We start from the raw sequence: 26,214 nt of genomic DNA, 5'->3' as shown, positions 1-26,214 counted from the left end.
ACGCTCCCCTGCCCCGTAAGCAATCGGCCCGGGGTGATATGTCGCCTGTAGGTCCGGTTGTCGTCTACCGTTTCAGGGGTCTTTATGGGTTACGAATGGTTGGCGCTGGCTGCCGCCAGTTTATGGGCGATCGCCGCCCTCATCTCCGTCAAACCGGCTCGCCATCTGGGGGCCTTTGCCTACAGCCGCTGGCGGATGTTCCTGGTCAGCCTGATGCTGGCCAGCGCAAGTCTGGTGACGGGAGGCTGGCAGACCCTCACCGAGAGCGCCCTTCCCCTGCTGGCCCTCTCCGGCCTCATCGGCATCTTCGTCGGCGACACCGCCCTCTTTGCCTGCATGAACCGACTCGGCCCCAGGCGCAGCGGTCTGCTCTTCTCCTGCCACGCCCTCTTCTCCGCCCTGCTTGGGCTCTGGCTCTTTGGCGAGCGGCTCGATGGTTGGCGCCTGCCAGGCGCCTTGCTGGTCCTGGCCGGGGTCATGCTCGCCATCCTGTTTGGTCGTCGTGGCGACAACCAGCAGAACGAATGGGAGCAGGTGCGCGGCCGCCTCGTGGTCGGCATAGCCCTTGGCCTCACCGCAGCCCTGTGCCAGAGCCTCGGAGCCATCATCGCCAAGCCGGTGATGATGAGCGGCACCGTGGACGCGGTGAGCGCTTCCGGCGTGCGCATGGGCAGCGCCCTCTTGGCACACTGCGTCTTGCGGGCGCTGCGCCTGCCGCTCGCCATGCCGCACAACCCCATCAACCGGCAGGTGCTCGGCATGATAGGCATCAACGGATTTCTGGCGATGACGCTGGGAATGACCCTGATCCTGGTGGCCCTGCGTCAGGGAGATGTGGGCATGGTGGCCATCTTGTCTTCCACCACACCGGTCATTCTGCTGCCCTTGCTGTGGTGGCACTCGGGGATGCGTCCCTCGCTCCCCGCCTGGGCCGGAGCCCTGCTGGCCACCCTGGGCACGGCCCTGGTGCTGGGAATGGGGAACTGAGCCCCGTCTCTCCTGCAAGAAGGAAGGACCAACACGCCCATCGGCGGCTCTGAGCCGCCGATGCTCCCCCGCGCCGGACAGGGAGAGAGGCGATCGCGCCCCTAGAACAGAGCCACTTCCTCTTCGGTCAGCTCCCGGTATTCCCCCGGTGCCAGCTCATCGTCCAGAGCCAGATCGCCGATGCGTTCCCGATGCAGTCCGACCACCTTGTTGCCGATGGCGGCGAACATCCGCTTCACCTGGTGATACTTGCCCTCGTGGATGGTCAGGCGTGCTTCCCGATCGTCCAGGATTTCCAGCTCCGCAGGGCGGGTCTTGTCGTTCTCGTTGCGCAGGTAGATACCGTCGGCAAAGAGCGAGATGGCCTCTTCACTCACGGGATCAGCCAGCCAGACATGGTAGGTCTTCGCACACTCGTGCCGGGGCGACGTGATGCGATGGGACCACTGGCCGTCATCGGTGATCAGCACCAGCCCGGTGGTATCGAGATCGAGGCGCCCCACCACGTGCAGTTTGCCCATGGCCGGCTCGTCGAGCAGGTGGAACACGGTGGCGTGATCCGGGTCCTCGTTGGAGCAGACATATCCTTCCGGCTTGTGCAGCATGAAGTAGCGATTCTGCAGGTTCAGGGTCAAGGTCACACCGTCAAACTCGATCTGGTGTTGCTCATTGATGTGAAAGGCGGGCTGCTTGACCAGCACGCCGTCTACCAGCACTTCCCCCTGACGGATCAGCTTGCCCGCCTGGGAACGGGTCAAATCGGAGCAATCGCAAAGAAATTTGTCGAGCCGCATGCAAAAACCTCGGAATCCATCATGATTGGGGGCGACATTATATCGGTCAGACCCGACAACACCAGTACTAAGCGACAGGGACTCAAGATGGCGCCTGACGCCATGATGTGCCAGTGATAGACTGCCGTCAGCAGACCGACATCACACATAATAATAAGCCCAGGATGTACCCATGAAGCCGACGAAGTCTCACCCCGTCATCCCCGTCAGCCAGTTGAAACCTGGCATGTATGTCATTGCCATTGCCAGCCAGACCGGCGCCATGGAAATTGCCCAGACGGGCATGGTGACCAACCCTCAACAGGTGGAGGCGCTGATCCGGCGCGGCGTGCTGACGGTGCGGGTGGATCTTGCCCGCAGCAAGCTGCCGGGAGGGGGCACGGCAAGCCCGGCGGATGTGGTGACAAACGGGGCGGGCTCCTCTCGTCAGATCGGCAGTGGTGAAGGGCGCGAGCTCAAGATCCGTCGGCTCTATCAGGAAGCGCGCGAACTCCAGGGCAAGTTCATTCGCCATCTCAAGGCCGGTGAGCCCATCGACATCACGCCCCTTGCCGCCGTGGCCGAAGAGATGGTCGATACCATGTTCACCCACGGCGATGCCATGCTCTGTTTGGCGCGGATCCGTGCCAAGGATGCCTACCTGATGGAGCACTCCATGAATGTCGCCATCCTCCTGGCGAACTTCGGCCGCTATCTGGGGCTGGATCGCAGCGTGCTCAAGGAGCTGACCCTGGGTGGCCTGCTCCACGACGTGGGCAAGATCATGACCCCGGACGAGGTGCTCAACAAACCGGGCAAGCTCACCGATGAGGAGCTGGAGGTGATGCGCGAGCACGTCATCCACAGCCACGACATCCTGGCCGCCACCGCCGGCATCACCCCCATCATGCTGGAAGTCGCTTCCAATCATCACGAACGGATCGATGGCACCGGCTACCCGCGGCGCCTCAAGGGGGATCAGCTCTCCCTCTACACCCGCATGAGTGGCATCGTCGATGTCTACGATGCGGTGACGGCAGACAGGGTCTACAAACAAGGCATGCAGCCTACCCAGGCGTTTCGCATTTTGCTCAAGGGGGTTGATCTGCATTTTGATGCCGACCTGGTGACCAAATTCATCAAGTGCATGGGGGTCTATCCGGTGGGCACCCTGGTGCAGCTCTCCAACCAACGTTTGGCTGTCGTAATGCAACGCAATGAACAACAACCGCTCAAGCCCGTGGTCAAGGTGATCTATCACGCCGGTCGTCGACACTATCTCGATGTGCAGTGGCTGGATCTCGCTAAGAAAGGGGTTCAAGAGACCATAGAGAGCACGGTGGACCCCAAGGAGTTTGGCATCAACCTGGCCAACTTCGTCTAACCTGTCCGGCTTGTTGACGGCTGCTCGCGGCAATGGTGTTCGCTGAGCCAGCGCACCGCGCGGCGCAAGTCTTCACCTTGACATCCTCCCCCACCTTAGCGCTTCGCGTCACAGGAGGGGGATTCCCATTACTGGGTGATAGCTGCTCGCGCAGTACCGGGTTCCTGCTTCATCGGGCGGCCTGATTGCACCACGCCTCCACAGGCTAAAACGGCGTGTCCCGCCGCTAAAATATTGCGAGCGCCGTTCACATCGGCGTTCGCCTCATAACCACACGCAGCGCATTTAAACTGGCTTTGCGTCTGGCGGTTATCCTTCGCAGTATGCCCACAACAGGCGCACTGCTGGCTCGTGTAGGCCGGGTTTATCGCCAACACCTGACCGCCTCGCCATGCCTGCTTATATTCGAGCTGGCGGCGCAGCTCAAACCAGCCCTGATCTAATATCGAACGATTCAGCCCTGATTTTGCCCGGACGTTGCGCCCCGGCTGGCTGGTCGTGCCCGCTGCTGATTTTGACATGCTGGCAACCTTCAAATCCTCAATGACGATCATCGCGTGGTTTTTGCTGATAGTCGTTGTGACCTTGTGAAGGTAATCGCGGCGGCTATTGGCGATATGTGAATGCAGCCGCTGGATCTTGGCTTTTTGTTTCTTCCAGTTGCTGCTGAACTTTACCTTTTTGCTCAACTGGCGTTGGAGCCTTGCCAGCTTGGTCTGATTGGTTTTGAAGCTGTTGACGGGCTCAAACACCGTGCCATCTGACAGGGTTGCGAGCTTGGCGATCCCCGCATCCAGCCCGACCATTGAGCCGGAGGGGTGAATTGGCTCGGACGTCTCCTGCTCGACCTGAAAGGAGATATACCAGTGCCCGGCTGCTTGGCTGACGGTCGCGTTTTTAATTTTCCCTTCAACTGGCTGGGACTGACGGAACTTGACCCACGCCAGCCCGGCAGGCAGCTTCACGCGACCCTTTTCAAGGCGGCAATACTTGTCGAAGTTGACGAACCGGATAGCGTCGCGGTTGTCGCTTTTTTTCTTGAATACGGGTGCCTTGGCGGCGAGTTTCTTATCAAAGCAGCGCATCCACGCGCCATGCAAATCCTTGAGCTTCTGCTGGAGGTTGTCGGTATATGCCTCGGCCAGAAAGGCCATTTCTGGGTCTTTCTTCCAACTGGTGAGCATCCTGTTCAGCTCAAAGGCAGAAGGCAGTTTTTCGCCAGCATCCAGAATGCGTTTGGTTTCTGCCAGCCCGTGATTCCAGACATAACGAGCACAACCGCCCAACTGGCGCAGGCGTTGCGCTTGTTGGGCTGTCGGTTCGAGTCGGAACTTGTAGGCTTTCAGAATTTGCATTTAGCGCTCAGTGTGTAGCATTATCGCCATATCTATTAAGCCCGATTGAGTGACAGAATGCAATTCACTAAAATTAATAAATCACGCCATGCGGCCTACGTTTTGCACGTACATTTGGTGTTTATTACCAAGTATCGAAAGCCGATACTGGGGGATCTGCATCACGCTTCATTCGGTCAGTGTGCGGCAGAGGTTTGCAGAGATTTTGGTGCGGAACTGAAAGAGTGTGACGGAGAGGCTGATCATGTTCACATGCTGATAGAGTACGCGCCAACGGTGCAGCTATCGGTACTGGTGAACTCGTTAAAGGCGGTCACATCAAGGCGACTGCGTAATGAATTTCTGGACTTGAGAGGTGCTTACAGCAAACCCGTACTCTGGTCACGCTCTTACTTTGCGGGCTCTTGCGGCGGAGCACCGTTGGAGGTGATCAAGCAATACATTCAAAACCAGCGGGGCTGACGCCCCGGCGAAATTCCCCTCCCACCTACGTCGGAGGGAGTCCCCTTTCGCATTTAAGATGGGGCAGCAGGGTATGGTCGCTCATGGAATACCTCCGGTTAGCCATCGACGCCAACCCGTCAATCGGGGCGCTCACTTTTTAGCTTAGCCCGCCCGCGCTCGCCCGGTGTGCAGGTAGACACCTGCGCCCTTGACGGTGCCCACCCTGTAGCAGGTATGCTCGACCCCTTCGGCGCCCTGCCGTGCGGGCGCCGCTCAAACAAGGATGACGCATGCAAACCAAGGACAAGTGTCTGGCCGCCCTGGTCATTCTCTGCTGGGGACTCAACTTCGTTGCCATCAAGTGGGGGCTGGAAGGCATCCCCCCACTGCTGCTGGGAGCACTGCGTTTCGTCGGAGTCGTCTTCCCCGCCATTCTACTGGTCCCCAGGCCTGCCATGCCCTGGCGCTGGCTGCTGGCCTATGGCGGTGCCATCAGCCTGGGCCAGTTTGCCTTCCTGTTCTGCGCCATGAAATTCGGCATGCCCGCCGGCATGGCCTCCCTGGTGCTGCAATCCCAGGTGGTCTTCACCCTGCTGTTCGCCATGATCTGGCTCGGAGAGCGCTGGCAGCCCCACCACTGGGTGGCACTGCCGCTGGCGGGAGCAGGTCTTTATCTCATTGCCACCCATGGCGAGGGCAACCTCACCCTCATCGGGTTTGTGCTGACGCTGTGCGCAGCCGCCTGCTGGGGCCTTGGCAACGTCATCAATCGCCAGATAGGTCTGCGCTATCGCACCTCTCTGCCGAGCCTGGTCGCCTGGGGCGGGCTGGTGCCCATCCTGCCCTTCTTCGCGCTCTCCTGGCTGTTCGAGGGGCCCGAACTCATCGCAAGCAGCCTGCTCAACATCCGTTGGCAGGGCGTCTTGTGCGTGCTCTATCTCTCGTTTATCGCCACCTGGCTCGGTTATGGCCTGTGGGGGAGGCTGCTGATGCGCTATCCGGTGGCCCAGGTTGCCCCCCTCTCCCTGCTGGTGCCCTGTGTCGGCATGGTGGCCGCCGCCCTGCTGCTCGATGAACACCCCACTCCCCTGCAATGGCTGGGCTCGGGTCTGGTGCTGCTCGGCTTCGTGGTGCATCTGCTGGGGGGCAAGATGCGCTTCTTGAAGACCCAAACCGAGGATTGACCTCGCCCGGGAAACTTCCCATCATGGGTCAGGCCCTCTTGGGCCCACCCCGTTATTTCGGCAGGACGCCATCATCAGGAGAGCAAGGACATGCGTCATCCGTCATTTTCGATCATCCCCTCTTTACCAGGCATCATGCGGGTCATGGCCATGCTGCTCCCCTTCTGCTGGAGCCCGTTCGGCTGGAGTGCCACCCTGCCGGCAGATCTCAAATGGGAGAACAACGACACCGATCCCGTCTATGCAGACCCCGAGGCCAAGCGAGGCGGCACCTTCCGGGATTTCATGTCGAGCTTTCCGCTCACCTTGCGCAAATACGGGCCGGATTCCAACGGCGGCTTTGCGGCCTACGTGCGCGAGACCAACCTGCCGCTCCTGAGCACCCATCCCGTGACGCGCAATCCCATCCCCATGCTGGCCAACCAGTGGGCTTTCGGCGCGGATAACAAGACGCTCTATTTTCGTATCAACCCCAAGGCCCGCTGGTCGGACGGCCAGCCCGTCACTGCGGACGACTGGGTCTTCACCCTCAAGATGATGCGCAGCAAGGAGATCAACGACCCCTGGTACAACAACTACTACAGTACCCAGATAAGCGAAGTGACCAAGTTTGACGATCACACCCTCGCCATCACCAGCGGCACCGAGAAGAGCCGGGAAGATCTGCTCGAAGCCCTCCCCTTCACCCCGGAGCCCAGCCACGCCATCAAGCTGACCGCCAACTGGGTCAAGGAGTACAACTGGAAGGTGCTGCCGGTCACCGGCCCCTACCAGATTGGCGAGCTCAAGAAGGGCAAGTCGGTTACCTTCGACCGGGTCAAGGATTGGTGGGGGAACGACGAGCGCTACTTCCAGCACCGCTTCAATCCGGATCGCATCGAGATCAAAGTGCTCAGGGATCAGAACATCGCCTGGCAGCACTTCCTGCGCGGTGAGCTCGACACCTTCCCCCTCGTGATGCCCAACTGGTGGCACGACAAGAGCAAGACCGCCGAATTCGAGAAGGGTTATATCGAGCGGCTCTGGTTCTACAACCAGACGCCTCAGCCCCCCATGGGGCTCTATCTCAACACCGCCGATCCCTTGCTGAGCAATCTCGACGTCAGACTCGGCATCCAGCACGCCCTCGCCCTAGACAAGATGATCGCGACCCTGCTGCGGGGGGACTACCAGCGTCTCAACACCTATGGCTCGGGCCAGGGAGATTTCACCAATACCGACCTCAAGGCGCGCCCCTTCGATCCCGCACTTGCTCGCGAATTCTTTGCCAAGGCGGGCTTCACCAAGACCGGACCGGATGGCATCTTGCGAAACGACAAGGACCAGCCCCTCTCCCTCAGCATCACCTACACCACGGCGGAACATGCCCAGCGCCTCACCCTGCTGCGGGAAGAGGCGAAAAAGGCGGGGCTCAACCTCGAGCTCAATCTGATGGATGCGTCTGCCGGCTTCAAATCCATGCTGGAGAAAAAACACCAGAGTGCCTGGATGGCCTGGAGCGGCGGTCGCTATCCCGCCTATTGGGAACACTTCCACAGGGTCAATGCCAACAAGCCCCAGACCAACAACATCATGAACATTGATGACGACAGGATCTCGGCCCTGGTGGAGCAATACGACAAGGCGTTCGATTTCAGCAAGAAGGCCGACCTCTCCCGCCAGATCCAGCAGCGACTCTATGAGCTCGCCAGCTTCGTCCCCGCCTATCAGGTGCCCTATACCCGGGCCGGCGCCTGGCGCTGGATACGCCTGCCCAAGGTGCCGGCAACCCCCCAGAGCGACTTGCTCTACTGGCCCCTCGACGGCTCCAACTCGGGTTACAGCTTCGGCGGCCTGCTCTGGATTGACGAAGCGGCAAAGGCGCAGACCCGGGCCGCCATCAAAGGGGGGCAGACCTTCCCGCCAGTGACCATCACGGATACCACCTACCAACAGAAATAGGGCAGCTGGCACCGTCAGCCCCAAAACAATCTATGGTCACCCCCTTTTTTGCAACCTTGATTTCGGGTGTTGTGGTTGGCTTGCTTAAATCTATCCGGCGTCTTGATGGAGAATGTTCTCCGCGCCACGATGAGAATCGCGCCTGACTGTCCTAAAAAGACCCTCGGCCTAGAAAGCCTATTCTTTTGCCAGGTTATCAGTCAGGCCGGTATGCCGTTCACGTCATCCAATATCACAGTCGCAAAACCAGGTGGGTGTGTCAGTACAAAAGTAAATAGGGGCGCGTCAGGTTGGCATTGCCCGAAATTCGGTATGCCGTGCCGCCAGCGCCCAAGCCGTGCGGGCCAACTTGTTGGCTAGTGCACAAGCCACAACATTCGAATGTCGCCGAGTCAACATAGACCTGACCCAATCAGCCAATCGTCCCGTTTGCCGCTCTAAATAGCTGTTCCGAATAGTAGATCACTGGAGGAAGGGAACTCAGTCCAGTTTGTGCGATCTCATTAGTCGCCAAACAAAACAAGCCACACCCAAAGGACTGAGTTGATGCCTATCCTACCACCCCTGCCACGACCACAACGGCGCCGCATTCACAAAATCATCCATGCCACCCGTGATAAAGGGCATGCTCGTCGCTTGATGGCCATCTTGCTGTTACATGAAGGACGCACGGTCACTGATGTTCATCACCTTACCGGCGCTGCTCGCTCGACCATCGGCCGTTGGCTTCGATGGTATCGAGATGAAGGCATAGATGCGCTAGAAGCCTTACCGGCTGGCCGTGCCCCAGTCTTACCTGTTGCCAAGATTGTCACTTTACTGGTGCTGCTCATGCAGTTTTCTCCGCAAGATTTTGGTTATCAGCGCAGCCGCTGGTGTACCGAACTATTGGCTATCAAAATCAATCGGTTAACAGGCCTCAATATGGCAGCCTCCACGCTCCGTCGATGGTTACCGCGTATGGGCATTGTCTGGCGAAGGCCCGTGCCGACCTTGCGGATAAAAGACCCAGCCTATCAGGAGAAAATGGCGGATATCGACGCTGCGCTGGCCCGCTGTGATGCCGATAATCCGGTGTTTTATGAGGATGAAGTCGATATAGACCTCAATCCCAAATTAGGGGCCGACTGGATGTTCAGAGCGCAGCAAAAGCGGGTTGTCACGCCGGGACAGAACGCGAAACATTACCTGGCAGGCGTTCTCCATGCAGGCAACGGAAGAGTGCTTTACGTCAGTGGGATAAAGAAAAACTCATCCCTGTTTATCGCCATGCTGGAAAAGCTGCGTCGCCACTACCGACGAGCCAAAACCATCACGCTGATCCTCGATAACTACATCATTCACAAAAGCAAACAGACCGAGCGATGGTTGAAGAAAAACCCTAAGTTCTGCCTGGTATTCCAGCCAGTTTACAGTCCTTGGGTTAATCACATAGAACGGCTGTGGCACAAGTTGCATGAAACCATCACGCGCAATCATCAATGCAGAGGGATGGCCAACCTGCTGGCTCGAGTGAAACACTTCATGGATACCGTGTCTCCTTTCCCGGGGAATGGCTATGGCACAGCAAAGGTGTAGCACTATTAGGATCAGTTATTTAGCCGTTGCATATAGGCTCGTGCACATTGCACCAACAATCGTCTAAGATTTTTGTCGCCACGCTTGCTGATACCCTTCAGGTTTGCCCGGCCCCCAGAACTGTACTGGCGTGGCACCAATCCGACTGACGCCGCGAAATCACGACTACATCGATAGTGTTTTCCGTCACCGAGCTCGGCGGCCAACACGCTGGCAGTGATCGGGCCGACACCAGGGATTGTCATCAGACGCTGACCAAGATCGTCATCGCCAAGCTGGCTGGCCAGTTCCTTGTCGATCTCGGCAATTTGCTGCTCCAGATACTTGAAATGGGCATGCAGCCTCTCCAACATGGTAATCAGTCGCGCTGGTAACTCGTGTTCAGCCATCACAGAAGGCAGGCGCTTGATGGCGGCATGACCGACGGGCAGACTGATGCCAAATTCGAGTAAAAAGCCGTGTATCTGGTTCGATGCCTTAACCCGATCGCGCACAAACGATTCGCGCACACGATGCAGTGCTCCCAACGTTTGCTGGCTTTCGGTCTTGGGCGTTACAAACCGCACGGAGGGACGGCAGGCGGCCTCGCAAATAGCTTCAGCATCGATGAAGTCGTTCTTGTTGCTCTTGACGAATGGGCGCACGAATTGAGGCGAAATGAGCTTACTCTCATGCCCAAATTCAGCCAGCCGACGAGCCATGTAATGGGCTCCGGCACATGCCTCCATGACGATGGTGCATACAGGAAAAGTTGCGAGGGATTCGATGAGCTTTGTCCGGTTGAACTTCTTGCGAAGAAGAGCCTTGCCGAACCGGTCTTGACAGTGAATGTGAAAAGAGTGTTTACCGAGATCAATACCAATAAGCGCAACGTTTTCCATGATGGCCTCTCCTGAAAGAAAAACACCCTGTCAGCGTACCGCTCACAGGGTGGGGGTGACCATCTCATTAGACCCCGCACATTGGCGGGGTCTTTGTTACAACCGGGATGGCACCAGGCAGAGGGCGCTCAGCCGCGTTTGGCCTGCTTTTGCGCAATGGCGTCGGCGACGTCGGCCGGGTCCAGCACAATGCCTTCCTGATCCGGCGTCGGGAACACGGCCACGCAGAGATCATCCTGCTCCATGCCGTCCACCCAGCGATCCAGCCACACCTTGAGGGTGATGGACTGCGGCTTGCACTCGGCCCACTCCCCTTCGGCCCAGGCCTTGGCGTAGTCGGGATGCGGCCATACCGGGATGCAGTCTTCCTCTTCGGTCGTCAGCATCATGACGCCGTGTTCGTCGGTCAGGACAAACAGCTCTTCGTGCTCGACCAGCTTGCTGATGAAGTGATCAAAGCGGTAATCGGCGTTCAGTTGCAGCGCGGCATTGCGCTCGGTGTCGCTAAGTTCATAGCTCATCGGTCAAGTCTCTCGTTCAATAAAGGGCGACATGTTCACATCTTGCCGACCCCTTGTCCAGCAGGAGTAATAGGTCATCCGTCTTTCCATCGCCTCACCCCAGCTCGGGGGTCAACAGCCGGAGTCCCGCGGTCTCACCCAGTCGCTCCCTCAGCCAATAGGCGGACTCCACCTCCACAAAGCAGAGCTGATCCCGCCCCGCAGCGACCCCCACCATGATCTGCTCAAGCCGTGCTTGCTGGGCGGCACTCCAGGAAGCAACCAGCTTGCCGCCATGGGCCTCGTCCACCACCTCACGGCGTAGCTCGAACAGGTTATCGGTGATCGGGCTGTTTATCTTGCTCGGGTGGCGCCAGTACATCTGCAGGTTGTCCAGCATCTCCTCATCGTAACTTGCCAGCGCATCGAGCTCCGGCGTCTCTTTGCTCTGGGCCGCGAACTCGCACCAGCCTGCCGACAAGGTAGCCAGACTCTGGGCATCCTTGCCATGCTGACGCAGGGTCGTCACGTCTTCCCCACGAATGGCCGGCAGCCAGAGATCTCCTTGATGTTGCGCTAGGAGAGGGAGCAGCAAGGAGGGAGCATAAACAGGAAAACGGGGACCCAGAGAGTGCAGCAGAGAGACCAGAGTAACAGTGATCATGAGACGCGCCTTGAACAAGATGACCTGGCATCACGCCTGGTCATGAGGGTGAACGAGGGTGCCATTCTAGCATGTTTGCCTTGCTGGGGGCGTTTGCGTCCAGCCGGGCCGGTGATAGATAGCGTCCAAAAAAGCAGCGTTTGAACCAGAGCGGCCCCGATAAAGGCTAATTGTTTGAGCCAGCGCCCACTAAAGAGGCACCGGGGATGCTAGGTTGCATACATCTTTAGCGTAAGGAGTGCATCCATGAGTGGGATCAACCAGGTTTCTGACGATTTTGTGAATGAGCTGAAAATACTGGCGTGTTTTGATCCGGCCAACATGAGCCTGGGGATCAAGCTGCGCAGCGACATGTCGGAAGCGCTTTGCCAGGCGGCAGCGCGCCTGCACAGCCAGGGCCTGATCACCGCGGCAGATGGCGGCTATCTGACCCCTTTCGGCATGACCATGCTGGAGCATCTCCAACACCTGCTGGTCGCACTCAAGCCGAATTGAGCGGTTGTGGTGCCCAGAGCGAGAAGTTGAGCAACTCCCAGCGCTCTCCTTGTCGCAGCAGACAAGCAAACAGCAAAGGACCTTCGGGTCCTTTTATCTTGCCATCGACCAGCCACTCTCCCGCCCGCTTTTGCACCGGCTGTACCCTGATCTCATCGGGTTTCACCGCGTTTCCCAGACGAACATGTACAAACTGTTGACACACGGACACGGCATCATTCACCGCAGGATCCGGCGTTGGCGGGCTGGCCTGACCGGTCAACGCCACGATCAGCAAGAGGGATGCGAGCAGGGTCATGACGCGTATTGATGAAGCCATGAAAACAAAAAGCCGTGGCACCAGAGGTACCACGGCTTTCTTAAATTCTGCAAGAATTACAGAGCAGTTACGTTCTCAGCCTGCGGGCCTTTTTGACCTTGGGTCACAGAGAACTGTACGCGCTGACCTTCAGCCAGGGTACGGAAGCCGTTACCTTGGATAGCGCTGAAGTGAACGAAAACGTCCGGGCCGTTTTCTTGCTGGATGAAGCCAAAACCTTTGGTTTCGTTGAAAAACTTAACGGTACCGGTGATCATGTTAGACATATCTTTAAACCTGTATTCAAAATAATTACTTATGCTTTTCAGCGGGTAAAGCTCAAAAAACGGGATTACTTATGAACAACAGGAAAAGATGTAAAACATCATATTCATTGACATAACTATCGCCTTTTCAAGCTGGTTAACATTATACGTGCCTTTGTCGATTACGCAAACAAATTTGTACCCCGCCAGCGGCGGGGTACAGCGGGTCAGACCTGTGCCGACTCCAGTGCCTGGACCAAGGCTTTGAGGAAGCGAGCCGCCTCTCCACCGGTGCAGGCTCTGTGGTCAAACGTCATCGACAAGGGAAGTGCACGCACCGGGCGCGCCTCACCGTGGATGAACACCACCTTCTCGAACAACTTGCCCGCACCTATGATGGCCACCTGGGGTGGTGTGACGATGGGGCTGGCGTAACGGCCAGCGATGGCGCCAAAGTTGGTGAGGGTGATGGTTGCCCCCTGCAGCATTTCCCGCGGCACGGCACGGGCCTTGACATCGGCGATCATCCGATCCAGTCCCTGCCGTATGTCAGCCGAGTCCCGTTCAGCCACGTTCTCCATCACGGGCACATAGAGCCCATGCTTGGAGTCAACCGCGATGGCCACATTGACCTCCCTGAACAGACGCCGCGACAGGGTCTCTCCGTCAAACCACGCATTCATGGAGGGTTCGGCCCGACACGCCACGCCGATCGCCTTGATAAGGCGCACAGTCACATCTTCATCCGGGCGCCAGTGGCGCAAGTCCACTTCGTCGGTGATGCTCACCGGCACCACAGTCCGGTGCGAGAGCTCCATCGCCTTGGCCATGGCCCGGCGCGAGCCTTTCAGGAATTCGTTGCCGCTCTCCTGCTGGGCCTCGAACGCCTGCTGCACATCCTGCTCGGTCACCATGCCAGCGCTGCCGGTTCCCTTGACCTTGTCGATATCCAGCCCCAGTTTTTGCGCCAGCAGACGGACCGCTGGCATGGCTTGCACCAACGTACCGCCGGGCGCCATGGCCCCCACCACGAAATGATCCTCGATATGCTGCTGATGGGCGCTGACCTTGCCAACGACGGTGCCGTCATCCTCGCCCCCTTCAAACTCCACCAACGGTGCCCCGATGTGGAGGATGTCCCCCTCCTGCCCGCACAATCTGGCGATGACCCCGGCCACCGGCGAGGGCACATCCACCAACGCCTTAGCCGTCTCCACCGACAGCAGTACCTGATCTACCTGCACCGTATCACCGGCGCTCACCTTCCACTCGACGATCTCGGCCTCGGCCAGTCCTTCGCCCAGATCCGGCAATTTGAAAAATTTCATGACCTGCTCTCCCTCTGCCGGGACATCACCAAACATTGACAGACACCATGGAGCCCTGTGGCCCAGGCACTTGCGCATCCGTACCTGTCGCGCGTCATAGCCACTGGTTCTCCATCAGTTGCCGAGCTGCCTGCGCGATCTCCTGCTCGGTGATGAGGTAATACTCCTCGTTGCGATAGTAGGGGACGGCGGCATCCACGCCGGTGAGGCGTCTTGGCGGCGCCTTGAGGGCAGTCATCGCCTCTTCGGTCACCTGGGACACGATTTCGGCCCCCACCCCAAAACTGCCACAGGCTTCGTGTACTACCAGCAACCTCCCGGTCTTGCGTACCGAGGTCAGGATGCTCTCCATGTCCAGGGGTTTGATGGTGGCAAGATCCAGCACCTCGCACTGGATGTCCTGCTCCGCCAGCAGGTTCGCCGCCCGCATGACTTCCTGGATGCAGGCTCCCCAGGCCACCACAGTGATGTCCCGGCCGGGACGCAGGGTAAAGCAGACATCCAGCGGCAGGCCGATGCCGTCATCCACCACATCCGACTTCATGGAGCGATAAATGCGATCCGGCTCGAAGAACATCACGGGATCCGGATCCCGAATAGCCGACAGCAGCAGGCCGTAAGCTCGCTTCGGGCTCGAAGGGATAACGACCCGCAGCCCGGGGATATGGGCAAACAGGGCCTCGACGCTCTCGCTGTGGTGCTCGGGCGAATGGATGCCGGCGCCGTAGGGGGAGCGGTAGACGATGGGACAGGTGACACGGCCACGGGTCCGGTTTCGCATCCGTGCCGCCTGGCAGATGATCTGCTCCATGCCCGGGAAGATGAAGCCCTGGAACTGGAATTCGGCCACGGGTTTGAGCCCCTGGGTCGCCATGCCCACCGCCACCCCGGCGATGAGTCCTTCGGCCAGCGGCGTATCGATGACCCGCTTGAACCCGAATTTATCGCGAAGCCCCACAGTAGCGCGAAACACACCGCCGTTGACCCCCACATCCTCCCCCAGTACCACCACATCAGGATCGCGTGCCATCTCGTGGTGCAACGCCAGATTGATCGCTTCGAGCAGCGTGATATCGCTCATAGTCCCTCCCCGCTCTGCTGCATGCCCTTGGCGATGATGCGCTGGCGCTGGGCAAGATAGGCCTTCGGCAGCTCGGCAAACTGGTAATCGAGCAGGGTCTCCGGCGCCTGGGGCGTGATGGCCTCGTAGGCGGCAACGGCGCGTTCCACTTCCCGGCCCACCTCTGCCAGCAGCGCCTGTTCCTGCTGCTCATCCCACCAGCCCCGTTCAAACATGAACTGGCGCAGCCGCTTGACCGGCTCCCTGGCCCAGGCCGCTTCCACCTCGGCGCCGTCACGATAGCGAGTCGCATCATCGGCGGTGGTGTGATCCCCGAGCCGGTAGCTGACGGCTTCGATAAGCGTCGGCCCCTTGCCGCTGCGAGCCCGCTCGACGGCAGCGCGGGTCGCCTCATAGACCGCTACCACGTCATTGCCGTCCACCTGGAGGCTGCGCACCCCGGCCCCGATACCCTTCTGGGCCAGGGTGGGCGCGCTCGACTGCAACTTGCGCGGCACCGAGATGGCCCACTGGTTGTTGTTGATGATCATCACCATGGGGAGATGCCAGACACCGGCACAGTTGAGCCCCTCAAGGAAATCTCCCTTGGAGGTGCCGCCATCGCCGATGGTCACCACGGCGACCCTGGGCTGGTTGCGCAGCTTGAAGGCGGCCGCGATGCCGGCAGCATGGGTGATCTGGGTGGCGATGGGAACGCAGATGGGCAAGTCTTCCGACAACTCGCCATCGGCCTTGTAGAAGACACTGCCCCGTTCATCGCCGCCCCAATACTGCAGGTTCTGCTCCATGGGCACGCCCCTCACGTAGAGAGTGGGCATGTCCCGGTAGTAGGGCACATAGACATCCTCTGGCTGCATGGCGAGCCCGACCCCGATCCCCACCGCTTCCGCCCCGAGATGGGAGGGAAAGGTGCCGAGTTTGCCGGTTCGCTGCAGTGCTATCGCTTTCTTGTCGTAACTGCGCACCATCACCATGTTGCGGTAGAAGGTGTGCAGCATCGCCTTGTCCAGCCAGGTCGGCAGTGTCGCGACCGGGCGCCCCTCCTCATCGAGGTAACGAAGGAAGGGGATGTCGACATGGGTCATAACTGGCTCCTTGCCGTTGTCAGCGTCACCACCATGAGGTGACATTTAAAATGTAAACAACATGTTAACCAAAGGGCAACGAGATTCATCCAGGTAAGACCAGTAGAAACTTCTTTTATTTTCGAAGGTAATCGGAATTTTCGGCGAGCATAAACAAAGAAGGGAGCCTATTCAGGCTCCCTGTCATATCGAGTTCGGGATCATACCCATCACCGCCATGCTGCTTGCCACCGCCCGTGGCGCAGGATCAGCATGACAAAAAGGCGTCAATTCACTCCCACAAACGGGTGGGTACCACCAGCAGCATGGTGCGCTGCCCGATGGCCACGTTGGCGTTGGGGAAGACCACCGCCTCCCGCGGTTTCTCTACCCTGTATTGCCGATCCCCATCTTCTGCCAACACAAAACCCTGGGGAAATTCGGTGAAATTGTCCACATCGCTGGCAAACAGGAAGCGGAACTGCTCCGACTGCTTGTTGATCACCCGATCTATGGCAAAAAGGGTGAAGTCATCGGCTCGCCAGGGCTCGAGGGCCACCTCATCCCGGGTCACCAGCTCCTGCAATGTCTGGCGCACCTCGATGAAGCGGGTCATGTCGTTTTCACCGAAGGGCCGCACCTTGCCCAGCTCCACCGTAAAGGCATGGGCGCCGTGCTGGTGCGAGCTGTAATAGCTGAAGGTGGTGGTCGGGCCGCTCGAGAGCAGTATGGTGCGCACGCCGCAGGCACCGAGGAAACGTACCTGCTCCTTGCAGTGGGGGCGTTCGTGGGGAAAGGGATAGACGGCAAACTTCTCGTGGCGCGAGCCGCGAATGGCGGTATGGAGATCGTAGTGGTAACGGGGCCTGGCCGAGTCGGCAAAGAAGCGACTCACATACTGCTCCAGACGCATGGCACGGATGCGCTCCCGGTTGCACAGCCCCTCCCCCTTGCTGTGGGCGCCCGAGAAGAGGCGGTTCATGTTCTCTTCCACCTCCCTCACCCCCTGGTTCATGGCGGCAGGGTTGCCAAAGAGGAAGAGCACCCGGTGACGAACCTTGAGCTCCTCTGCGAGCAACCGGGTCAGCAACTGGTTGCAGATCTCGATGGGGGCTGTCTCGTTGCCGTGGATGCCGCAGGAGAGGACGATGTCCTTGTGCCCGGGTTGCCCCGCCTCGGAAGCGGGTTCCAGGCAGATCACGCCGGTATCCCACACGCTCACCCGGGTACCGTCGGTCAGATTGAAGGCGAAAGGCTCGAGCTGCCACTCATGGCGGCGCGTCAGGGCCAAAAAGTCATGCTGGGGAATCATCCGTCTCACCCTTTAGTCTGGAATGCCATGGCCGGATTATACGCAAGGCAACCGGGCTTAAAATCAGTTTTTAAACAAATTCAAACAGTAAGGATACAAAAGTGGCGAAAATGAGTGACAACTCATGCAACAGGATCAAGCGGGGGGAAACACGGGAGAGGGAAAGCGGTGAACGGGTATCGGCAGGTGAAGACAGCATGTCTTCGGCAGACAGGCGGGCAGCATGCCCCTGGGATCAGCAGAAAAACAAGGCATCCATGCCCGGCTGATCAACCACGCCAGAACGGCTTGGTGGTCTCTTGATAGCGGTCGGCTTCGTTCAGACCGATGTCCTTGAGCAGGTAGGCGGGCAGCTCGGAGAGCTGGCGACGGCTGCGGCTGCGTTCCAGCCAGGTCAGGACGGTCATCTTGACGCGAGCAACCAGATTCGATTCGCTGGAATGCTGGTAACCGGCTTCGGTATAAGTCATGTTGGCCATGATATGGCTCCTCTCTCTCGTTCTGCGCAAGGCTCGGATTTGATGCGCAAAGCTTAGTCAGGGCGGGGAGGTGCCTCAATTGACGAATTTTGATACATGACATTAGTAAAAGTAATGGTTGATATCGCCAGGGCAGTAACAATAACCATATGATTTTAAAATGAAATAATGCTAAAACTTTCCCCCTGGCAGCCTGACAGCATTTTCTCCTGCGCCACCCACTTCTAACTATGCACTTTCCCACGCTAGCTATGCACGGCACGACGCCGAGTCAGCAGGGTGCAAACTCTCGGCCACCGGGGTTTGTTAACAAATAGATCGCAACAAGATCGTTATTTAACAAAAAGATACGAACAGGCAACCTGAACCGGATGCCCCCATGTCACCCCCATCGTCAGGGTGGCACCGGACACTTGGCACCCTGCCATCATACTGGTATGGTTATTTATACAGTAGTTTATCATGCTGCCTCCCCACACTGCCCCAATATCATGCTGAACAGGGGAGCGGCACACACAGGATCTGCCGATGGACACCTTTACCCCCACCGCCGCCCTGCGTCAACAGATGGCCCTGCTGGAGGCGTCGCTGGCACGCCTTGCCCGGCAACTGGGCCAGCTCGACCTGCTGGAGGCTCATGTCTATCCCCTCCCGGCCGTGGCCCAGGGGGAAGAGCATGAGCCCATCGAGGCCATCGAGGTGGGCTATCTCTCGGGCGAGGCGGCCCTGGCCGCCACCCTCGCCGCCTTTCAGGACCACAGCGCCCGCCCCGGCTGCTCCACCAAGGCGACCCACCGTCTGCCCGGCTGGCTGCGCTTTCCTGCCGCCTGCGCCAGGGAGCTGGCCCCCGTCATCGAGGAGATCAACGCGCACAAGCTCGCCTTCAAGGCCATGGTGCAGGCGGCGGGCGGGCGGGACGAGAAGTTCGAGCTGGTGCACGGTGCCCTGCCCGGTGTCATCACCCTGCAGGTCTATCGCAAGCTGACCTGGCTTCAGGGGGATCTCCATTCGCTGGGCTTCACCTGGGCCGACAAGCAGAGCATCAGCCGCCTCAGCCGGGAGCAGGTACTGGAGATGCTGGAGCGCAGCCGCCGGTATGTACCGGCGCTCTTTGACAACGAAGAGTGGAGCAAGATGGTGGATCAGGAGGTATACGACATTCGCCGCCTGCCGGCGGATGCCGGCCTGCGGATCCGCAGGCCGGTCAAGACCCACCCCATGATCAACCTGCTCTGGCAGGACCGGGAACCCCGCAAGCAGCAGATCAAGGCGAGCCTTCCCCTGCTGCTCTGCTCCGATACCCAGCCGGCCGTCACCCATCTGGGCCACTACCCGCCCAAGCTGCGCCAGGCACGCCGGGATCGCAAGATTGGCGGTGACCCCATCATAGAGCGGCTGCACCTCTACCTCTATCAGGGGTAGCGCAGGCTCGGCACCGCCACAAACGACAAGGGGAGCATCACGGATGCTCCCCTTGTCACATCGAGCGACAGCCCGCCGTCAGCTCATCAGCAGTGCCCGCAGGCTCTCCACATCCAGCCCCTTCACCTCGGACTGGCCGCTCAGGAGGCCGTCGGCCAGTGCCCGCTTCTCGTCGTGCAGCGCCACTATCTTCTCCTCCACCGTCTGCTCGCACACCAGGCGATAGACGGTCACCGGTTGGGTCTGGCCCATGCGGTGCGCCCGATCGCTCGCCTGATCCTCCACCGCCGGGTTCCACCAGGGATCGAGGTGCAGCACGGTGTCGGCCTGGGTCAGGTTGAGGCCCGTGCCCCCCGCCTTGAGGCTGATGAGGAAGAGCGGCACCGTTTCGTGGCGAAAACGCAGGATGGACTCCTGACGGGACTTGGCCGAGCAGCCCCCATCCAGATAGCAGTAGTCCCACTGCCGCTGCTCGATACGGCTGCGCAGCAGGCTCAGCAGATCGACAAACTGGCTGAACACCAGCACCCGGTGGCCGCCGTCGATGGCTTCGTCCAGCAGCGCCATCGCCTCGTCCAGCTTGCTGCTGGTCTGGGACCACTCCGGCATCACCAGCTGGGGGGAGCAGCAGAGTCGGCGCAGCCGGGTCAGGCCGCTCAGCACATGCATCAGGGCACGGCCATCGGCACTTTGCACCTGCTGCACCACCTCGCGCCGGGTCGCCTCGTAGAGCTGACGCTCCTCGGGGGAGAGGCTGATGTGATGGATGATCTCGGTCTTGTCCGGCAGCTCCGTCAGCACCTGTTGCTTGAGGCGGCGCAAGATGAAGGGGCTGATCACCGCCCGCAGCATCGCCATGTGCTGGGGATCCTTGACCGCCTTGCCAAAGCGGCGCTTGAACTCCCCGAGGCTCCCGAGCAGGCCGGGATTGATGAAGCTGAACAGGCTCCACAGCTCCCCCAGATGGTTCTCGATGGGGGTGCCGGAGAGGGCGAGGCGAAAATCCCCGTCGAGCTGGAACAGCAGCTTGGCGCGCTGGGTACCGGCATTCTTGATCTGCTGTGCCTCGTCCAGCACCATGCTCGACCAGCGGCGGGACTTGAGCGCCTGGGAGAGACTGCCGAGCATGCCGTAGTTGACCAGGACGATCTGTCCGGCCCTGGCCCCCTGGATCAGGGTCTCCCGCTCGGCGGGATGGTCGAACACCACCACCTCGAGCTCGGGGGCAAAGCGGGCCACCTCCTCCTGCCAGTTGGTGACCACTGACTTGGGCACCACCACCAGCGCCGGGCCCAGGTGCTGACGCATGCGCAGCACGATGAGGGCCTGCAAGGTCTTGCCCAGGCCCATGTCATCGGCCAGACAGGCGCCAAAGCCGTGATGGGCCAGGGTCGCCATCCAGCGTACCCCCTCCTTCTGATAGTCCCGCAGCGCCGTCAGCAGCTCAGGGGGACAGCTCACCTCCTGCTGCCACTCCTGCTGAAGGTTCTGCCAGGCGGCATCCCCCTCGGTGGTGATGACGGAGAGCAGGCGGGCCAGCGGATAGGCCAGCTTGTTGTTAATACGCTGCTCGTCGTCCAGCATGGCGCCGAGCACGGTGAGACGTTCAACCAGCTTGTCGCTCAGCATCAGGCTGGTCTTATCGTCGAGCTGCACCGTGCGCTGGCCCGGGGTCAGCTGTCGCAGGATGAGGCGAAGATCGAGGATCTGATGCTCGTCCAGCGAGAGCTCTCCTTCCACCTGGAACCAGTCCTGACGCCGCTCGATACGCAGGCTCAGGGCCTCTTCATCGAGGCTCTTGAGGCGGGTGCTGTCCTGGTGCCAATGTACCACCACACCGGCGTCAACCAGCTCTGGCAGGGCGTTGACCAGGGTGAGTGCCTGCTCGCCGTCCAGCTTCCACTCGTTGCCGGGCAGGCCGATGGGCAACTGGTTGCGAAGGCGCTGGGCCTCGTCCTTCTCGGCAGCCAGATCCCGCTGCCAGTAGTGATACTCCCGGATACCCTGGCGCACGATGGCCTCCCCCTTGCCCAGAGGCAAGGGAGGCAGGTCCCCCTCCCGGGTCACCAGCTGGACCACGAGCTGCCCCTCCTGCCAGTCGAGCAGGACGGAGGGAACGCCGGGCCAGGGGGCCAGCTCGGCATTGCCTCTGAGCCCCGCCACCTGGCTGTGCCAGGGGAGATCGGGGATGGCATCCAGCGTGCGTTGCAGCTCCTCGAGCCCGACCGGCGGCAATGCCGGAATGGCCTCCAGGGCCGGTAATCTGTCCAGCAGTGCCTGCGGTGTCAGAATAAGCTGCCACAAATCCTGAGCCAGAGGGACGATGTGCGCACCGCGGGCGGCGGGAGCAGGATGTAGTCTGGCACTCATGCCCTCCCCGCTCTGTACCAGTTGCAGCAGGGGAGCGCTGACGGCCAGTTGCAGCTTCTGCCCCTTGGCATTGAAGAGGCGAGGATGGTTTGCCAGGGGCACCCAGGCATCTCGGGGCAGCTTGTCCATGTTGCGCGGCAGGGTACGCACCAGTGCCCAGTCCGCCTCATCCAGCAGGCTGGCGTACTGGGTGGAAAGCAGGGCAGGATCGACCCTTCGCCCGGCGGTCCACTCCCCCTTGGTACTCTGCTTCTGGATCTTGCACTCAAGCTCTGGCCCCTCCGCGTGGAGCAGCCAGACCAGCCGCTCCCGAGGCTTGCGCACCCCACTCGAGCGTCCCAATCCCTGCAGCCAGTTGAGCCAGCTTGCCGAGGCGGGGGCCTTGCCTTCCCCCTCGGTGGCATCCTCTTCCTCTCCTTGAGCAGGACGCAACGCGCGCAGGGGCCAATGGGCGGCCTCCCGGCCAAGCAGGAGTCGCAGCAGATCCTGGCAGAAGACCATCAGGCGATGCCGGGGCTCGGCGTCCAGCACGTGAGAGAGGTCCCACTTGTGCAAGATGGTCACCTGGGGGCTCTGCTCGCCGTGGCGCGCCAGGGCGCAGAGATCGAGCCAGAGGTAACCCCAGTGGAGCTCCTCCAGCGGCAGTTGCAGGGTATCGAACAGGCCGACCGCCTGGCCGTGGCGATCTCCGGCCCACTGCCCCAGCAGATCGGCCAGCAGGGGGGAGTGATGCCCCAGACTGCGCTGCCACTTCTTGCGCTGCTCGCTCCCCTGCACCGGATCTGCCTGTTGCAACCAGCCGAGCCAGAGCAGGGCGCTGAACATCCGGGGCCAGGGCGACGCCTCTTGCCCCTGCCACTGACCAAGCGCCCCCAGCAGCCGCTCGGCCAGGGGTTGCTCATCCCCCTGCTGCGCCAGTTGTTGCAGCGCAGGCCAGTGAGTGGTTACCTCGCCGCCAAAGGGGCCGCAGAGCCACTCCCATTCTTGGGCGCGAGCCTGGATCTGACCAGAGAGCGCCGGGGAGCAGGAGGCAACCAGCGTTGCCAGCGGCCAGCCCTCGTCAGGCTCAGCATCAAGCAGGGCCTGCAGGGCGAAGTGCTCGAGCAGCAGGGCCTGCCAGGCGGGGCTGGAGCCTGCCAGCAGGCGGGGAGCATCGGCGAGATCCAGGAGGCTCAGGAGTTCGGCACTCTGGTAATAGGCCGGGATCTGCCCCGCCTCCCCCAGACAGAGCTCGCGCACCACCTCCTGTGCCCGCTCCAGGCCCGTGACCGAGGGGATGCGGGACCACTGCGGCATGGGGCACTCCCCCGCACGCACCGCCAGGATCAGGGTCAGGGTTCCCTCTGCCGTCAGACTCCACTGCTGCTCCGTTCGTTGACGGACAAGCCCCCACTGCTGCAACTGATCAAGGGTATCGAGCAGCGCACACCCGGGTGCGCCCGGGGCATAGAGGGTGTCTTGCAGGTAACGAGTGCTGGCGGCACGCTGCAATTGCAGCTCGCACAGCAGGGCATGGCAATCTGAAGAGAGGGTGAAGGCTGACATCAGAACTCACGGGCAAGTGCAAAGGCGGAATTTTAACGGGAAAGCGGCGGCGGCTCGACCCTTAAGCGCGAAATAGTGCAAAAAAGCTAGCTCCTTTGATGGGTACGCGAGCGACAGGGCTGACAGGGCACTCGCCCTTGCCACCGGGCAACGGGCCGCAGGAGGGGCGCGGTCATCAAAAAAGGCGCCGCAGCGCCTTCTGGAAACAGATTGTTGGCTCAGCCTTCCAGCCGGGCCAGACGGGCTTCCAGCCCCTGCAACTGCCCCTTGAGGTGCTCGACCTCTTCTTCGAGCGCCGCCAGTCTGTCTGCCGCCGGTGACACAAGGTTGCCAGCGGGCGCCGCGTCGGCCAGCGCCTGCAGATCCACCTCGCCACTGAACAGGTGCGCGTAGCGGGATTCCCGCTTGCCCGGCTCACGGGGCAGCTTGACCACATAGGGCCCCCGCTCGATGAGGGTGGCCAGCACCGCATCCACCTCGGTCACATCGTCAAAGCTGCACAGCCGGTTGGTGCGCGAACGCAGCTCACCCGGGGTCTGCGGGCCACGCAGCAAGAGTTCGCAGATGATGCCGAGCTCCTGGGCCGAGAACTTCAGCTCGCCGAACTCGGTATTGCAGAAACGATGCTGATAGCGGGGCACCCGGGCGTTGAAACCGGCGGTATTGACCACCAGACGGCGGCGGATCAGCTCGTCGATCACGGCACGAATATCCAGCTCGGCGAGCTCCAGCACGGGTTCCCGGTTGCTCTTCTGGTTGCAGGCATTGACCAGTGCATTGAGCGAGAGAGGGTACTGATCCGGCGTGCAGATCTCTTTCTCAATCAGGCAGCCGATCACGCGGGCCTCTAATGGGCCTAGTACTATCTCCATGTCATACTCCCTTGCCAAACAAGACGTTAAGACGGTTATCTTAGCCAAGGCGCTTGCGCCGTCCAGCAGATAACCCCATTTTTGCGAGCCGATGAAACCCTTGCTGCAACCTTGTACAGCAAAACGGCCTCGGTGCGCGGGCGAGGTGAACGGATGGCCGGGAACCTCTTTGGCAACCAGCCCCCTCCCCCTTCAACGAGGCGGGCACAAAAACCATCACGGCCGCAAAGGCGGCCGTGATGGTAGACAGGTTGAGACGCCCCTCACGAAGAGGGCTTTCGCTCCAGGGTCGCGGCCACCTTTCTTGCGGCCGACACGGTGAGCAAAGGCTCACCCGGATAGAGCATCAGGGCGCTTGCCCGCAGGTTGTCCGCCTCCGCCGTGCGCCCCAGGGCATTGAGGGCGATCACCATGTTGGCGTAGATATTGGCCCTCGGGGTATGGCGCACGAAGGCCTGCCCCCAGTCGAGGTAGGCTTCAAGCTCCGCCTGGTTGTTGGTCTGCAGACCGACCATGAGGCGCACCGCGTTCACGTCGAACTCCACCCGGGTCAGCCAGGCCATGGGGTTGACGATGTCGAGCAGGAGCGCAGGCTGCTTGTAACCGCCCCGCTCATACTTGGTCACCACCCAGGCAGTATGCAGGGCGGTCAGCATGAAGGGGACGACGATCAGGGGAATGGCGATCGCCATGAAGCGCAGCAGCAACCAGGGGCGACACAGATGGTCGCGCCAGTTGCCGTGGCCTTGCTCCTCCACCTCCGCATCCATCACATACAGGAGCAGCAGCAGCGCCCACCACAGGGCGATGGCGTGGTAGAAGGGGTACTCGGTCTGGGTGTGCAGCAAGATGGGGGTCACCAGCGCAAGCAAGGCGGCGCCCTTGACCCAGCCCGCCCGGCTCAGACGCCACAGCAGGGCCCCGCCCATCAGCACCATGCCCAGCATGGGGGCCAGACCCCCTTCCACCGCCCAGTAGAGAAACTCGTTGTGGGGGTGATCCAGGTTGTACTCGATCTGTACCATGGCCTGATTCAGCGCCTTGTCGGCCATGTAGTGATGGAGAAACACCGACTCGAAGCTGCCATAGCCCCAACCGGTCCAGGGCATCTGAGCAATCAGCTTGGCGGCATAGGGCCAGTAGATGGAGCGCATGCCGCCTGATTGGTAGATCTCGAGCCCTCGTCTTGCTCCAGCCATCAGGTATTGCGAAGCCAGCCCGATCAAGATGCCCAGCGCTACCAGCGCGAGCATCCTGCCCAGCAGCCGCTCACGACCCAACTGGGCAGACAGCAACAAGAGAGCCATCATGCCGCCCAGTTGCCCGACCCGCGATTGCAAGATGACCAGCAGCAGGGAAGTGGTCAGGATCACCCCATAGCGCAGCCCCTTGAGCCAGGGGTTGGCATCACCGCGCAGCTCCAGCCAGATGGCCAGTGACAGGCCGGTCGCCATGAAGCTCGCCATCACGTTGGGTTGCTGGAAGATGCCATAGGGGCGGTTGGCCTGGGTGTCATACCCAATCCAGTTGCCCGGCACCAGCAGGTAATACTGCACCAGGCCGAGCAGCGCCTCAATGGCGACGGCCCCCAGCAGCATATAGAGCAGCCGGTCTCGCGCCTCGCGGCCGAATCGCCACTGATAGAGGCAAGCGAGAAACAGCAGACCGGCAAACAGCCCCAGCAGGCGGGGGATGGCATAGTCCTTGAGCTCGAAGCCCGGATAAGCCATGGGCAACAGCAGCAGCAAGGCCCCCAGCCACAGGACCGTCAGCAGCGGCGAAACCACCAGCCGCTGGTTGAGGGTGACCTGCCACAGTCCCAGCGCCATCACCAGGCTCGCGAAAATCCAGCCCCAGGCGTTGAAGGGCAGATAGAGCCCAGCACCGCCCGGGTTGTGCATGAAAAAGTGCATGCCCAGCAGCCAAAACAAGACCGATGCTCCCCAAAAAATCTTATGAACCAAACTGCACTCTCTTCCCATTTATGCCTC

22 protein-coding genes and 2 pseudogenes are annotated in these 26,214 nt (G+C 60.6%); 8 read left to right on the top strand and 16 right to left on the bottom strand.

All coding sequences use genetic code 11. The annotated features are described in order from the left end of the window. Positions 1-84: 84 nt before the first annotated feature. On the top strand, positions 85-987 hold the full coding sequence (locus tag I6L36_RS20400) for a DMT family transporter (protein ID WP_010675302.1): 903 nt from the start codon (positions 85-87) through the stop codon (positions 985-987). A gap of 101 nt (positions 988-1,088) precedes the next feature. Here I6L36_RS20400 and rsuA read toward each other — a convergent pair whose 3' ends face one another. Beyond that, positions 1,089-1,781, bottom strand: coding sequence for a 16S rRNA pseudouridine(516) synthase RsuA (rsuA, locus tag I6L36_RS20395; protein ID WP_043153817.1), 693 nt, complete (start codon positions 1,779-1,781; stop codon positions 1,089-1,091). 172 nt (positions 1,782-1,953) lie between these two features. Here rsuA and I6L36_RS20390 point away from each other — a divergent pair, with 172 nt between their 5' ends. Beyond that, positions 1,954-3,144 (top strand): HD-GYP domain-containing protein, encoded by a 1,191-nt coding sequence (locus I6L36_RS20390; RefSeq protein WP_103858461.1) that lies wholly within the window; start codon positions 1,954-1,956, stop codon positions 3,142-3,144. A gap of 128 nt (positions 3,145-3,272) precedes the next feature. On the opposite strand, the gene I6L36_RS20385 is transcribed toward I6L36_RS20390, so the two are convergent. Continuing rightward, complete coding sequence (locus tag I6L36_RS20385; RefSeq protein WP_180911058.1) at positions 3,273-4,499, bottom strand: RNA-guided endonuclease TnpB family protein; 1,227 nt, start codon at positions 4,497-4,499, stop codon at positions 3,273-3,275. Between the two features lie 57 nt (positions 4,500-4,556). Here I6L36_RS20385 and tnpA point away from each other — a divergent pair, with 57 nt between their 5' ends. The 3 genes from tnpA (at position 4,557) to I6L36_RS20370 (ending at position 8,068) form a co-directional block, all read left to right on the top strand. Then, on the top strand, positions 4,557-4,961 hold the full coding sequence (gene tnpA, locus I6L36_RS20380) for an IS200/IS605-like element ISAs26 family transposase (RefSeq protein WP_010674034.1): 405 nt from the start codon (positions 4,557-4,559) through the stop codon (positions 4,959-4,961). 272 nt (positions 4,962-5,233) lie between these two features. Beyond that, positions 5,234-6,127: an EamA family transporter gene (locus I6L36_RS20375; protein ID WP_010675306.1), complete on the top strand. Its 894-nt coding sequence runs from the start codon at positions 5,234-5,236 to the stop codon at positions 6,125-6,127. A 135-nt stretch (positions 6,128-6,262) separates the two neighbouring features. Then, positions 6,263-8,068, top strand: a complete 1,806-nt coding sequence (locus tag I6L36_RS20370) for an extracellular solute-binding protein (RefSeq protein ID WP_216987152.1) — start codon at positions 6,263-6,265, stop codon at positions 8,066-8,068. Between the two features lie 285 nt (positions 8,069-8,353). Here I6L36_RS20370 and I6L36_RS20365 read toward each other — a convergent pair. Continuing rightward, a pseudogene (locus tag I6L36_RS20365) lies at positions 8,354-8,509 on the bottom strand (IS110 family transposase); the annotation flags it as partial. Between the two features lie 105 nt (positions 8,510-8,614). On the opposite strand from I6L36_RS20365, the gene I6L36_RS20360 reads away from it, so the two are divergent. Then, on the top strand, positions 8,615-9,646 hold the full coding sequence (locus tag I6L36_RS20360; RefSeq protein ID WP_114523370.1) for an IS630-like element ISAhy2 family transposase: 1,032 nt from the start codon (positions 8,615-8,617) through the stop codon (positions 9,644-9,646). A 20-nt stretch (positions 9,647-9,666) separates the two neighbouring features. Here I6L36_RS20360 and I6L36_RS20355 read toward each other — a convergent pair. The 3 genes and pseudogenes from I6L36_RS20355 to I6L36_RS20345 form a co-directional block, all read right to left on the bottom strand. Next, positions 9,667-10,527 (bottom strand): annotated as a pseudogene (locus I6L36_RS20355) (IS110-like element ISAeca3 family transposase); the annotation flags it as partial. A 128-nt stretch (positions 10,528-10,655) separates the two neighbouring features. Beyond that, complete coding sequence (locus I6L36_RS20350; protein ID WP_010675308.1) at positions 10,656-11,048, bottom strand: DUF2750 domain-containing protein; 393 nt, start codon at positions 11,046-11,048, stop codon at positions 10,656-10,658. 94 nt (positions 11,049-11,142) lie between these two features. Then, a complete protein-coding gene (locus I6L36_RS20345; protein WP_216986873.1) occupies positions 11,143-11,691 on the bottom strand; it encodes a hypothetical protein in 549 nt (182 codons plus the stop codon). A 246-nt stretch (positions 11,692-11,937) separates the two neighbouring features. Here I6L36_RS20345 and I6L36_RS20340 point away from each other — a divergent pair, with 246 nt between their 5' ends. Further along, positions 11,938-12,186, top strand: coding sequence for a TIGR02647 family protein (locus I6L36_RS20340; protein ID WP_010675310.1), 249 nt, complete (start codon positions 11,938-11,940; stop codon positions 12,184-12,186). Here I6L36_RS20340 and I6L36_RS20335 read toward each other — a convergent pair. The 7 genes from I6L36_RS20335 to I6L36_RS20305 form a co-directional block, all read right to left on the bottom strand. Then, complete coding sequence (locus tag I6L36_RS20335) at positions 12,173-12,484, bottom strand: hypothetical protein (protein WP_216986872.1); 312 nt, start codon at positions 12,482-12,484, stop codon at positions 12,173-12,175. The genes I6L36_RS20340 and I6L36_RS20335 overlap by 14 nt on opposite strands. A gap of 77 nt (positions 12,485-12,561) precedes the next feature. Further along, a complete protein-coding gene (locus I6L36_RS20330) occupies positions 12,562-12,771 on the bottom strand; it encodes a cold-shock protein (RefSeq protein WP_005302803.1) in 210 nt (69 codons plus the stop codon). A 206-nt stretch (positions 12,772-12,977) separates the two neighbouring features. After that, positions 12,978-14,078: a dihydrolipoamide acetyltransferase family protein gene (locus I6L36_RS20325; RefSeq protein WP_053288328.1), complete on the bottom strand. Its 1,101-nt coding sequence runs from the start codon at positions 14,076-14,078 to the stop codon at positions 12,978-12,980. Positions 14,079-14,172: 94 nt separating this feature from the next. Beyond that, positions 14,173-15,159, bottom strand: coding sequence for an alpha-ketoacid dehydrogenase subunit beta (locus I6L36_RS20320; protein ID WP_052814703.1), 987 nt, complete (start codon positions 15,157-15,159; stop codon positions 14,173-14,175). After that, entirely contained in the window at positions 15,156-16,244 is a 1,089-nt protein-coding gene (gene pdhA / locus I6L36_RS20315; protein ID WP_042017528.1) for a pyruvate dehydrogenase (acetyl-transferring) E1 component subunit alpha, read from the bottom strand. Before pdhA ends, I6L36_RS20320 begins: the two co-directional genes overlap by 4 nt. A 271-nt stretch (positions 16,245-16,515) precedes the next feature. Further along, positions 16,516-17,535 (bottom strand): succinylglutamate desuccinylase, encoded by a 1,020-nt coding sequence (gene astE / locus I6L36_RS20310; RefSeq protein ID WP_010675315.1) that lies wholly within the window; start codon positions 17,533-17,535, stop codon positions 16,516-16,518. A 269-nt stretch (positions 17,536-17,804) separates the two neighbouring features. Continuing rightward, positions 17,805-18,014, bottom strand: coding sequence for a DUF1127 domain-containing protein (locus tag I6L36_RS20305; RefSeq protein WP_010675316.1), 210 nt, complete (start codon positions 18,012-18,014; stop codon positions 17,805-17,807). A gap of 528 nt (positions 18,015-18,542) precedes the next feature. Here I6L36_RS20305 and I6L36_RS20300 point away from each other — a divergent pair. Then, the gene (locus I6L36_RS20300; protein ID WP_103261376.1) at positions 18,543-19,436 is read left to right on the top strand and encodes a DNA replication terminus site-binding protein; all 894 of its coding nucleotides are present in this window, start codon (positions 18,543-18,545) and stop codon (positions 19,434-19,436) included. 78 nt (positions 19,437-19,514) lie between these two features. Here the strand turns inward: I6L36_RS20300 and I6L36_RS20295 are convergent, their stop codons facing one another. The 3 genes from I6L36_RS20295 to I6L36_RS20285 all read right to left on the bottom strand — a co-directional run bounded on the left by I6L36_RS20295 (position 19,515) and on the right by I6L36_RS20285 (position 26,205). Continuing rightward, complete coding sequence (locus tag I6L36_RS20295; protein WP_216986871.1) at positions 19,515-23,351, bottom strand: DEAD/DEAH box helicase; 3,837 nt, start codon at positions 23,349-23,351, stop codon at positions 19,515-19,517. Between the two features lie 218 nt (positions 23,352-23,569). Beyond that, positions 23,570-24,223 carry a YceH family protein gene (locus I6L36_RS20290; protein ID WP_039040218.1) on the bottom strand — a complete coding sequence of 218 codons (654 nt, stop codon included), beginning with the start codon at positions 24,221-24,223 and terminating at the stop codon, positions 23,570-23,572. Between the two features lie 263 nt (positions 24,224-24,486). Then, positions 24,487-26,205, bottom strand: a complete 1,719-nt coding sequence (locus tag I6L36_RS20285; protein ID WP_216986870.1) for a PglL family O-oligosaccharyltransferase — start codon at positions 26,203-26,205, stop codon at positions 24,487-24,489. Positions 26,206-26,214: the final 9 nt, after the last annotated feature.

It is taken from the genome of Aeromonas sp. FDAARGOS 1406 (assembly GCF_019048565.1).
In the GTDB taxonomy this organism is placed as follows: Bacteria; Pseudomonadota; Gammaproteobacteria; order Enterobacterales; family Aeromonadaceae; genus Aeromonas; species Aeromonas caviae.
This window is presented reverse-complemented; position numbering and strand designations above follow the sequence as displayed.